Below are 10,640 nucleotides of genomic sequence, written 5' to 3'. Positions count from 1 at the left end.
GTCACCGTCGTCGAGATGTTCGAGCGGCTGCAGCGCGGCCCGCTGGCCGGCCTGCGACTGGGCCTGATGCACGGACGATTGTCCGGCGACGAGAAGGAAGCGGTGATGACCGCGTTCCGGGCCGGTGGGCAGGGTGCGCTCGCCCGGCGGGCCGGCCGCGGCGAACGCGGCGGGAACCTGCTGCAGGAAGATGATGGCGGCGATACCGAGGGTGAAGCCCTCGATGACGGGCCACGGGATGAACGTCACGGTCCGTCCCAGGCCGGTGACCCCGGCGAGCAGCACGATGACCCCCGCGAGAACGGTCACCAGCGCGATACTGCCGAGACCGTGCGCGGCGACGATCGGCGCCAGGACGACCGCCATCGCGCCGGTGGGACCCGAGACCTGGACTGACGAGCCACCGAAGACCGCCGCCACCAGGCCTGCGACCACCGCGGTGACCAGGCCGGCGGCCGCACCGACCCCGGAACTGATCCCGAACGCCAGCGCCAGCGGCAGGGCGACCACCCCGACCGTGACGCCGGCCAGGACGTCACGCCGCCAGGAACGCCGCAGACCGGCGTAGTCCCGCCGGTGCGGTACCAGGCGGCCCAGGTTGCGGGCCGCGGTCACGACCTTCACCGCGTCTCCAGCGGCGGGAGCGCCTTCAGGGATTTCAGTTGGTCGCGTTGTCCGGCCAGGGTGTCGGCGAGGAAGGTGCGGGCGATGACCAGGAGGTCGGAGATCAGCGGATGGGCCAGCTGGTAGGAGACGGTGTTGCCGGTCCGCCGGCCGGTCACCACGTGGTGACGCTTGAGGACGGCGAGGTGCTGTGACAGCAGGGTGGGCTCGAGCCCGGTGTCGGCCAGGATGTCGCTCACCGGGGTCGGCTCTCTGTTGGCCGAGAGAATCTCCAGGACGCGGATACGCGCCGGATGGGCCAGCGCCTTGAACAGGTTGGCCTTGATCTCGTAGAGCGGCCGGTGCTGGTCGGCGGGGAAGCGGTCGGGCATCGCCGTGGCCTTACGGATTGATGGATTGAACGATTTCGCAATTACGATAGCCGGTGCGTCGCGCGGTGACCAATCACGGCCCCGGGGCGCCGTTACAGCAGGATTGAATTTGTGTTCCGATTTTGAGCCGGATTGCGCGTTCGCATTGCCGTCTACGATGGGCTGTATTATAAATACAAAATCAGCCCGGCAATTCGTGATTTGGCTGTGTCCCTCGATCATGCAAGGTGGGAACGCTTCATGCCGATGCTCTCCATCCAGCAGGTTTCCAAGACTTTCAAGAGTCGGGGAAACAAGTCGAACACTGCCACCATCGCATTGACCGATGTGAACCTGGATGTCGAAGAGGGGGAATTCTGCGCGATCATCGGCGCCAGTGGATGCGGTAAGTCGACGCTGCTGCGCATCATCGACGGCCTCACCGCACCGAGTTCGGGCCGGGTGATGCTCCGCGGCAGGGAAGTGACCGAACCCGGACCAGACCGGGCCATGGTGTTCCAGCATGCGCACCTGATGCCGTGGCGGACAGTCCAGAAGAACGTCGAGTTCGGCTTGGAGCCACGCGACGTGCGCGCCGGGGACCGCAGGCAGCGCGCGGCCCGGTACCTAAATCTGGTCGGACTCACAGGATTTGAAAAGCACTATCCCGCGCAGCTTTCCGGCGGCATGCAACAGCGGGTCGGACTTGCCCGGGCATTCGCGGTGGAGCCCGAGTTGCTGTTGCTGGATGAGCCGTTCGGAGCACTGGATGCCCAGACGCGGTTGCAGTTGCAGACCGAACTGAGCCGGATCTGGTCCGAGGCGGGCCGCACCGCCGTGTTGATCACCCACGACATCGAGGAAGCGGTGTTCCTCGCCGACCGGGTGGTGGTGATGGGCTCGCGCCCGGGGCGGGTCATCGATGTCGTCGACATCCCGTTCGAGCGGCCCCGGACCGACAGCGTACGAATGCATCCCGACTTCACGGTTCTGAAGTCGCGGTTGTGGGAGTCGCTGCGCGACAGCATGTCCGAGAGCGCCTAGCGCAGTGGCCAACGCCGAACCGGACACCCTGGCGCGATACGACGCCGGCTCCGAAGACAGGGACACGGAGTCGACCCGCCTGCCGTTACGGCGACGCCCGTGGTTCCAGCGCCTGCTCACCTGGGGCGCGCTGATCATCGTCTGGCAGGTCTTCGCGGTCGTGGTCGGCAGCTACTTCTGGCCGAGCTGGCAGGACGTACTGCGCGGCTTCGTCACCGTGCTCACCACCGGCGGCGTGGAACTGGTCGCCTCCAGCTTCCTGCAGATGTTCGTCGGATTCGGGTTGGCGATCGCGGTGGGTGTGCCGATCGGATTGACGATCGGCTCCTTCCGCACCGTCGCGCTCGTCGTGGAGCCCTACGTCAACCTGCTCTTCGTGACATCCCTGGCCGCGGTTCTGCCCCTGCTCATCCTGCTGTTCGGGACCGGATTCACGTTCCGTGTCGCCGTCGTGTTCCTGTTCGCGGTGTTCTACGTGATCATCAATCCCGCCAACGGAGTTCGGTCCATCGATCCGAATCTGGTCGACGTGTCGCGGTCCTTCGGCGTCGGTCCGGTACGCCGCTTCTTCGTCCTGACCGCCCCGGCCACCCTGCCGTTCACCATCGCCGGAGTGCGACTGGGCCTCGGGCAAGCGGTTCAGGGCATGATCATCGCCGAACTGTGGGTCACCACCGGTACGGGTCGGGAGCTCAAGGCATTGAGCCAGGAGCACGTCCTCGGGCAGTTCTTCGCCCTCGCCATGGTCGTGGTGCTCGTCGGAACGCTTCTCTCACAACTGCTGCTGTGGGCGCAGCGTCTGATCACGCCGTGGGCGGCTTCGACGAGCGGCGTCGGAAAGGGAGACGGGTGAGTACAGCCGAGGCCGTGACCGCTGACCGGGTGCGTGACGTCGTCGGCTCGAACACCGCCGAGCGGGTGACCGTGTGGGTCTTCCGGCTCGCGATCCTGGTGGCCATCCTCGGCGGCTGGCAGTGGTACGGCAGCCAGCCTGACGTCTTCGCGATAGCGCCGGTAACCGAAGTCGCGCAATCGATGTGGGCCGGATTCGCCGATGGCGAGTTCCCGAGAGCGCTCGCGGGCACCATGGCCACCATGGTCGTCGGATACACCATCGCGGCGGTGCTCGGAGTGGCGATCGGCTTGTGGATCGGGGTTTCCGAGTACGCCCGCAACACCATCGAACCCCTCACCAATGCCGCGTACGCGACCCCCGTCGCGCTGTTCATACCGGTCATCGCGATCTACACCGGTCTCGAGATGTCGGGCCGGGTCGTCCTGGTGGTGCTCTGGTGCATCTTCGAAGTGATCGTCACGACGTCGGCGGGCGTGCGGGAGGTGCCGACACCGCTGGTCGAGGTCGGCCGCTCCTTCTCGCTGCCCCGTCGTGACATCTACCGCAAGGTCGTTCTCCCGGCCGCCACACCGTATGTGCTGCTGGGACTGCGGCTGGCGGTGGCACGCGCGATGCGCGGCGCGGTGACGGCCGAACTGCTCCTGGCGTCAGCCAATCTCGGCCTGATCCTCACCCAGTCAGGTGCGCGGTTCGATTCTCCGAAGCTGTTGGCGGCCATCCTGGTGACGATGTTCATGGGACTGATCCTGATGAGACTGGCCTCCGTGATCGAGGACCGTCTGACCGCCTTCCGCCGGGAACGGCCGTGAACGAATCGGGAGCCGCATGAATGCCTTGACCGGGAACGTCATCAACGGGTCTGTGCGCCCGTCGAAAAGTGGATCCACCCAGCCCAACCTGGAACCCGCCACGGGGGCCGTCCTCTCCGATGTCGCAGTCTCGGGGGCTGCGGATGTCGAGGCGGCATACCAGGCTGCTGCCGAGGCGCAGCGGGCCTGGGCGCTGCTGGACGCCGGTTCGCGGCGTCGGCGCATCCAGGCGTGGGCCGACGCCATCCGGGCTGAACTGGAGGAGTTGGCGCTCCTCGAAGCCCGGGACAGCGGGATCCCGCTGCGCACGATGCGTGCCGGCATCGCCAAGGGCGCCGACTACGCCGACTACTACGCCGCCGTCGAACTCACCGGGGACACCATCCCGGCGAGCGCGACGAACCTGCACTACACCGTCCTTCAGCCCTTCGGGGTGGTGGGGATCATCCTGCCCTTCAACCACCCCGGATTCTTCGCGATCTCCAAGGCGGCGCCGGCGCTCGCCGCGGGTAACTGCGTGGTGGTCAAGCCGGCCGAACAGACGCCGATGACGTCCCAGCGGATCGCCGAGTTGGCCACCGGCACTCTCGGTCCGGGCGTGTTCAACGTGATCCAGGGCGGGGCAGCCACCGGGGACCTGCTGGTTCGGCATCCGGACATCTGGCGCCTGCACTTCACCGGCAGCGTCGAGACCGGGCTGGCGATCCAGGCGGCGGCGGCGCAGTCGGGCCGCATCAAGCGCCTGACATTCGAACTGGGGGGCAAGAACCCACTGATCGTCTATCCCGATGTCGATCCGCAAGCCGCTGCCGACGCTGCTTTCGTGGGCATGAACTTCACCCGCAACCAGGGCCAGTCGTGTGGGTCGACATCGCGATTGTTCGTGCACCGGTCGCTCCAGGGTGCCGTTCGGGATGCGGTGGCCGATCGTCTGAAGGCGGTCCGACTCGGTCTGCCCGAGGACCCGCAGACCGAGATGGGCCCGCTGATCTCGCGGCGGCAGCAGGAGCGCGTGCTGAACTATGTCCGCAGCGGCGTCTCGCAAGGTGCCCGCCTGGTCGTCGGTGGTGACGCCCCGCAGGGCGAGTTGGCGACCGGTTCATACGTCGAACCGACGCTGTTCGACGCGGTGTCGCCGGAGATGGTCATCGCCCGGGAAGAGATCTTCGGTCCGGTCCTGAGCGTCATCCCGTGGGACGACGAAGAACAGATGCTCGGCGCCGTCGACGACAGTGACTTCGGGCTGGCCGCGGCCATCTACACCCATGACATCTCGCGTGCCCTGCGCGCTGCCCACCGTGTGCGGGCCGGGTTCGTGTGGATCAACGGTGTCGAGACACGTTGGCCCGCCGTGCCCTTCGGCGGCTGGCGGAACTCCGGGATCGGCACCGAACACTCGGCCGAGGAGGTGTACAGCTACGCGCAGGTCAAGGCCGTCAACGTCGTCGTCTGATCCCTACTTCAACCACGCCGAACGCAGCAAATAAGCATATTTTAAATCTACTCGGAGGAAGCACATGCACGGTACCCAACGACAGCGCTCTCATCGCCGCACGGCGGTCGCCGGTGCGCTCGGCCTGTCCGCATCACTGGTCCTGGCCGCGTGCGGAGGCGGCGAGGAGGGGTCGTCGGATCAAGCCGGGGATACCAAAGTCCCTGTCGTGGCCTTCACCACCGACGTCCAGCCCACGTATGTCAACACCCGCTACGGTCCGCTCGTCGAGGGACCGAAACTGAACCTCGCGTACACACCGGAGGACCTGAAGGTCTTCGAATCGCACACCGTCGCAACGCAGGCCGCGATGTCGGGGGAGGCGCAGATCGTCGGCGGCTCGTTCATCTCGACGGTGCTGCTGCAGCAGACCGGCCAGGACATGAAGGTGTTCTGTCCGTTCAACAACTCCGACACCCTCGCGCTGGTGGGCCGCAACGGTGTCGACAGCGTCGACGATCTGTTCAACGACTCGGTCCGCGTCGCCACCGACAGTCCCGGCGGTGCGGGCGCGATGGTGATGGACGCGATGCTCGAGGCCAAGCAGGCTCCCGGCCTCCTCACGGACATGCCCAACACCACGATCCTCGAATCTTCGTCGTTGCGGGCCAATGCTTTTGCCGCCGGTCAGGTCGACGCCGCGGTGATCCACCTGCGCCAGTTCGATGCCGCCAAAGCCCAGGCTCCCGACGGCGTCGTCCTCGCCACCCTGGCCGACGACGTCCCCGACATGATCATGCAGGCGTTCTCGGCCCCCAGCTCCTGGCTCGGCGAGAACAAGGACGCCGCGGTGAACTTCTGCGCGTCGGTGATCACCGCGAACCGGGTGTTGAAGGGCAGCTTCGAGAGCTTCAACGAAGCCGTGCAGCAGTACGTCCCGGAGCCACCGGACGCCGCGCAGCTGGAGAGCATCTACGCGGTCATCGAGCGCGGAAACGTGTGGCCGGAGGACGGCGGGATCAGCCCGGAGGCGGTGGGTTACATGACCGACCTGGCGCTGCGGTCAGGAGTGCTCACCGAACCCGCCGACAATGACGCCGTGGTCGACTACGAGATCCTCGACGCGGCGGTCGCGAAGGCGGACGAAGCCCCGGCTTCCTGAAGGAGATGTCATGACCGAGATCTACGTGGGTCTGTATGCCGATTTCGACGACGACGTACGCAAGGGCGTGGTCGTCGACGGCCGGGAGGTGTTCGTGTTCCGGCGTGGTGAGACCTTCTACGCCTTCGAGAACACGTGCGCACACGCCGGCGGCCCGGTGGGGGAGGGCACGGTGATCGGGAAGGTGCAGGCGGTCCTCAGTCCCACCAAGGAGCTGATCCGGGAGGAGTTCTCCGAGACGGAGCTGCACATCGTGTGCCCTTGGCACGGTTACGAATTCAACATCGAAACCGGACAGTGTGCCGGTGACAAGCGGCTGTCGTTGCGCAAGTACACCGTGATCGAGCGCGGCCAGGAGATCTATGTCCGCCGCTGACGCTGCCGCCGGCGGCAACGCGCGCCTGCACGAACTCGTCGATGCGCTCTACAGCGAGATCGACGCGGCGCTCGTCGCGGGCGGACCCGGCGCCATCGACCCCGGCGTCGTGCGGCGGATCAACACCGTCGGCGTGAAACTCTATGCCGCGCAGCACGAAGCCGGATTCGGCAGCGACCCGGTTCAGCCCGGAACAGCGGTGACCGCGACGGAGGTGTCGCTGTTCTGTTCCAAACTGCTGCAGGTCGTCAATCTCGAGCTCTTCGAACTCAGCCTCTGGCGGAAGTTCGGCACAGAGTAGCCACGTATCCCAGCAGCCCATCACTACCCCGGAGAAATGCCGTGACAGCAGACATGACCACCGCGGACGCGCAATCCGACCTGATCCGACAGATCAACAGCGGACAGCGCCTCGGATTCGACACCGAACGCCACCTTGCCCACGCGACACAGCAGGCGAAAGACCGGAAGTACTCGGACTTCCTGATCGTCGACACCGACGCGCATCACTACGAGAACTACTCGATGCGCGACATCGCGAAGTACATCGAGGATCCGATCCTGCGCCACCGGATGGGTGGAAGTGACAAGTACGGCAAGGGTTCCTCGCTGATGATCGAGTACAACCAGAACCAGTCGGTCGCCGGGCGTATCCACCGCTACCCGAACATGGCGAAGGAAGAACTCGTCCCCGGTGTGCCACGCGATGTCACGCTGATCCGGAGGCAGATGCGCGGAATGGGCATCGACATCCAGATCCAGTTCCCGACACCGATGTTGCATCTCGGCATGCACCCGGACACCAATGTCGAAACCGCTCTGAGTTGGGCCTACACGCGGTGGTTCGTGGAGGAGGTCCTGCCCCACGACCCGGCGATCAAGACCCTGGTGTTCCTCCCGTTCAACGATCCCGATGCCAGCCTCAAGGCGATTCGGGAGTTCGGCGACAAACCGGGGGTCGTCGGGTTCATGGTCACCGGTGCCCGGTATCGGCCGGTGCACGACAACGCGTACATGAAGGTCTACGCCGAGATCGAAGAGCGCAACATGCCGTTGGCCTTCCACGCCAGTGCGTACCCGCACGAACGCGTGCTCGAGGGAATGAACAAGTTCCTCTCGGTTCACGCGTTGGGTTTCGTGCTGTACAACATGGTGCATCTGACCAACATGGTCATCAACGGGATCCCGGAACGGTTCCCGAATCTGAAGGTCATCTGGATGGAGAGCGGCCTGGCGTGGGTGCCGTTCATGATGCAACGCCTCGACAACGAGTACATGATGCGGACATCCGAAGCGCCGCTGCTGAAGATGAAGCCCAGCGAGTACATGCGGCGGAACTTCTATTACACTTCGCAGCCCATCGAGGCCGGTGACAAGGCCGCGCTCGAATGCACGATGCGGATGATCAACGCCGAGACCCAACTGCTGTTCTCGTCGGATTATCCGCACTGGGATTTCGACCTCCCGAGCTCGATCTACGACCTGCCGTTCCTGGACGAGAACCAGAAGCGGCGGATCCTCGGCGAGAATGCACGCGAGCTCTTCAACCTCCCCACCCTGGAGGAACTGCGCTCGGCGCCGGGAGCCGCGCCGGACTGAGCCACGTGCGTCCGGGCACACTGGTGTCATGGACCCGGTCACCGCACTACGCCAGATCGCGTACTACAAGGACCGCGCGCGGGAGGACCCGCGTCGGGTGATGGCCTACCGCAACGCCGCCGATGTCGTCGAAGCGCTCACCGACGCTCAGCGGGAGAAGCACGGCGCCGCCGACAGCTGGCAGACACTGCCCAGGATCGGGCCCAAGACCGCGAAGGTGATCGCGCAGGCCTGGTCCGGACGCGAGCCCGACGTGCTGGTGGAACTGCGCGAGGCCGCGCAGGACCTCGGCGGCGGTGACCTGCGTGCCGCGCTGCGCGGCGACCTGCACGTGCACTCGAACTGGTCCGACGGATCCGCGCCGATCGAGGAGATGATGCTCGCCGCCCGCGCGCTCGGCCACGAATACTGCGCGCTCACCGACCACTCACCGCGCCTGCGCGTAGCCAACGGACTGTCCCCCGAGCGCCTGCGGGAACAACTCGACGTCATCGACGAGATCCGCGAAAAGGTCGCTCCCATGCGGATTCTCACCGGCATCGAGGTCGACATCCTCGAAGACGGCGCCCTGGACCAGGAACCCGAACTCCTGGAGCGTCTCGACGTCGTCGTCGCCAGCGTGCACTCCAAGCTCGCGATGGACGCCCCCGCGATGACCCGTCGCATGCTCAAGGCCGTCACCAACCCCCACACCGACGTGCTCGGGCACTGCACCGGGCGGCTGGTCACCGGCGGGCGCGGCATGCGGGCCGAATCGAAATTCGACGCCGAGAAGGTGTTCACCGCCTGCCGCGACGCCGGCACCGCCGTCGAGATCAACTCCCGGCCCGAACGGCGCGACCCGCCGACCCGTCTGCTCAAGCTGGCGATGGACATCGGCTGCGTGTTCTCCATCGACACCGATTCCCACGCGCCGGGACAGTTGGAGTTTCTCGGCTACGGCGCTCAGCGCGCGCTCGACGCGGGGCTCCAACCCGAGCGCATCGTCAACACCTGGCCCGCCGACGATCTGCTCGCCTGGACACGTTCCGGCTAGCCGGACGGTTTTCAGTCGGGCAGCATCGGCATCTCCACTCCGGCGTCGCGGCCCACCAACACCCCGCGGGTCAGCGCGGCAGTGCTGTAGCGGCCGCGCACCTTGTCGATGGCCAGGTCGATGGTCAACGAGTCCGCGCCGTCGACCGTCGGCCCGAACGGCAGCTCCAACTGCTGGGCGCCGTCGCGGTCGATGTTGCACACCGCGAACCCGATGAGCGTCAGTCCGCGCTCGGCGATCAACGGAGCCGCCGCCTCGATCAGGCGGCGCGCGGCGCCGAGGATCGCATCCGTGGACGCCGTGGCCTTGGGCATCGTGTGAGACCGGGTCGCGCGGCTGAAGTCGTCGAACCGCAACCGCAGCACCACGGTGCGTCCGGAACGCCCGGCCTTGCGCATCCGCCGGGTGATCCGGTCGACCAGGTTGATCACCACCGCGTCCACCTCGTCAGGCGACATCGAGCTGCCCGCCCGCCCCAGCGCGCGTTGCGCGCCGACCGACCGGCGCCGTCGACCTGTCACCACACGCCGCCGATCGACGTTGTGCGACAACGCGAACAGTTGCCGTCCCATCGCGCCGCCGACCAGAGACCCGAGCGTCGTCTCGCTCAGCTCGGCCACGTCGGCGACCGTCTCGATGCCGTGCGCCCGCAGCTTGTCGGCGGTCTTGGCGCCCACCCCCCACAACCGGCGCACCGGAAGGGGGTGCAGGAACGCCAGCTCCCGATCGGGAGGCACCAGCAGCAGGCCGTCCGGTTTGGCCTCCTGGCTGGCCACCTTGGCGAGGAACTTGGTGCGGGCGATACCGACCGTGATCGGCAAGCCGACTTCGTCCCGCACCCGCTCGCGCAGCCGGGCGCCGATCTGCACCGGTGTACCCGACACCCGCCGCAGCCCGGACACGTCCAGAAAGGCCTCGTCCACCGACAGCGGCTCGACGACGGGAGTGGTGTCGTGGAAGACCTCGAAGACCGCGGCGCTGGCCTCGGAGTACGCCGCCATCCGGGGCGGCACGACGATCGCGTGCGGGCACAGCGCCCGCGCCTGCCGGCCGCCCATCGCGGTGCGCACGCCGTACGCCTTGGCCTCGTAGCTGGCAGCCAGCACGACGCCGCCGCCGACGAGCACGGGGCGCCCGCGAAGCGACGGGTCGTCGCGCTGCTCGACCGACGCGTAGAACGAGTCGAGGTCGGCGTGCAGGATGGCCGCGGAGGACACGAACATATGTGGCGCTCCTAGTGTTTTAGTGGGCGCCTTCTCGCTGGTCAGCGGTGTTTTTGGTTGAGTCTCAAGTGTTCTCGGTGTGTCCGCAGGGCAAAGGGGGACGCGCACGCGGTCGGGTGCTCTAGGTTT

Annotated in this window: 12 protein-coding genes; 9 read left to right on the top strand and 3 right to left on the bottom strand. The window is 66.6% G+C overall.

Translation table 11 applies throughout. The annotated features are described in order from the left end of the window. Both ASJ79_RS10275 and ASJ79_RS10270 read right to left on the bottom strand, forming a co-directional pair. Positions 1-615: SulP family inorganic anion transporter (locus tag ASJ79_RS10275; protein WP_255374722.1), on the bottom strand; the 615-nt coding region annotated here is incomplete at its 3' end. 5 nt (positions 616-620) lie between these two features. After that, entirely contained in the window at positions 621-995 is a 375-nt protein-coding gene (locus tag ASJ79_RS10270; RefSeq protein WP_067954775.1) for a metalloregulator ArsR/SmtB family transcription factor, read from the bottom strand. Positions 996-1,127: 132 nt separating this feature from the next. Here ASJ79_RS10270 and ASJ79_RS10265 point away from each other — a divergent pair, with 132 nt between their 5' ends. The 9 genes from ASJ79_RS10265 to ASJ79_RS10225 all read left to right on the top strand — a co-directional run bounded on the left by ASJ79_RS10265 (position 1,128) and on the right by ASJ79_RS10225 (position 9,288). Further along, complete coding sequence (locus tag ASJ79_RS10265; RefSeq protein ID WP_197420160.1) at positions 1,128-2,018, top strand: ABC transporter ATP-binding protein; 891 nt, start codon at positions 1,128-1,130, stop codon at positions 2,016-2,018. Between the two features lie 4 nt (positions 2,019-2,022). Continuing rightward, positions 2,023-2,871 (top strand): ABC transporter permease, encoded by an 849-nt coding sequence (locus tag ASJ79_RS10260; RefSeq protein ID WP_067954771.1) that lies wholly within the window; start codon positions 2,023-2,025, stop codon positions 2,869-2,871. Continuing rightward, entirely contained in the window at positions 2,868-3,683 is an 816-nt protein-coding gene (locus tag ASJ79_RS10255; protein ID WP_067954769.1) for an ABC transporter permease, read from the top strand. Before ASJ79_RS10260 ends, ASJ79_RS10255 begins: the two co-directional genes overlap by 4 nt. A 16-nt stretch (positions 3,684-3,699) precedes the next feature. Next, positions 3,700-5,136, top strand: coding sequence for an aldehyde dehydrogenase family protein (locus ASJ79_RS10250; RefSeq protein ID WP_067954766.1), 1,437 nt, complete (start codon positions 3,700-3,702; stop codon positions 5,134-5,136). A gap of 208 nt (positions 5,137-5,344) precedes the next feature. Further along, a complete protein-coding gene (locus ASJ79_RS10245; protein ID WP_067954765.1) occupies positions 5,345-6,277 on the top strand; it encodes an ABC transporter substrate-binding protein in 933 nt (310 codons plus the stop codon). Between the two features lie 10 nt (positions 6,278-6,287). Beyond that, on the top strand, positions 6,288-6,653 hold the full coding sequence (locus ASJ79_RS10240) for a Rieske (2Fe-2S) protein (RefSeq protein WP_067954763.1): 366 nt from the start codon (positions 6,288-6,290) through the stop codon (positions 6,651-6,653). Then, a complete protein-coding gene (locus ASJ79_RS10235; protein ID WP_067954761.1) occupies positions 6,640-6,954 on the top strand; it encodes a hypothetical protein in 315 nt (104 codons plus the stop codon). Before ASJ79_RS10240 ends, ASJ79_RS10235 begins: the two co-directional genes overlap by 14 nt. Before the next feature lie 41 nt (positions 6,955-6,995). Next, positions 6,996-8,252 (top strand): amidohydrolase family protein, encoded by a 1,257-nt coding sequence (locus ASJ79_RS10230; protein ID WP_197420159.1) that lies wholly within the window; start codon positions 6,996-6,998, stop codon positions 8,250-8,252. A gap of 28 nt (positions 8,253-8,280) precedes the next feature. Further along, the gene (locus ASJ79_RS10225) at positions 8,281-9,288 is read left to right on the top strand and encodes a PHP domain-containing protein (RefSeq protein WP_067954759.1); all 1,008 of its coding nucleotides are present in this window, start codon (positions 8,281-8,283) and stop codon (positions 9,286-9,288) included. Between the two features lie 11 nt (positions 9,289-9,299). Here ASJ79_RS10225 and dinB read toward each other — a convergent pair whose 3' ends face one another. Beyond that, positions 9,300-10,511 (bottom strand): DNA polymerase IV, encoded by a 1,212-nt coding sequence (gene dinB, locus ASJ79_RS10220; protein ID WP_067954757.1) that lies wholly within the window; start codon positions 10,509-10,511, stop codon positions 9,300-9,302. Between the last annotated feature and the right edge of the window lie 129 nt (positions 10,512-10,640).

This window comes from Mycobacterium sp. NAZ190054 (assembly GCF_001545925.1).
GTDB lineage: Bacteria > Actinomycetota > Actinomycetes > Mycobacteriales > Mycobacteriaceae > Mycobacterium.
Note: the sequence above shows the minus strand (reverse complement) of the source record. Positions and strands in the feature narration are given on the sequence as shown.

Excerpts from the sequence above, each read along its gene's own strand:
- dinB (WP_067954757.1), bottom strand. The coding sequence starts at position 10,511 with ATGTTCGTGTCCTCCGCGGCCATCCTGCACGCCGACCTCGACTCGTTC.
- ASJ79_RS10235 (WP_067954761.1), top strand. The coding sequence starts at position 6,640 with ATGTCCGCCGCTGACGCTGCCGCCGGCGGCAACGCGCGCCTGCACGAA.
- ASJ79_RS10250 (WP_067954766.1), top strand. The coding sequence starts at position 3,700 with ATGAATGCCTTGACCGGGAACGTCATCAACGGGTCTGTGCGCCCGTCG.
- ASJ79_RS10270 (WP_067954775.1), bottom strand. The coding sequence starts at position 995 with ATGCCCGACCGCTTCCCCGCCGACCAGCACCGGCCGCTCTACGAGATC.
- ASJ79_RS10225 (WP_067954759.1), top strand. The coding sequence starts at position 8,281 with ATGGACCCGGTCACCGCACTACGCCAGATCGCGTACTACAAGGACCGC.
- ASJ79_RS10240 (WP_067954763.1), top strand. The coding sequence starts at position 6,288 with ATGACCGAGATCTACGTGGGTCTGTATGCCGATTTCGACGACGACGTA.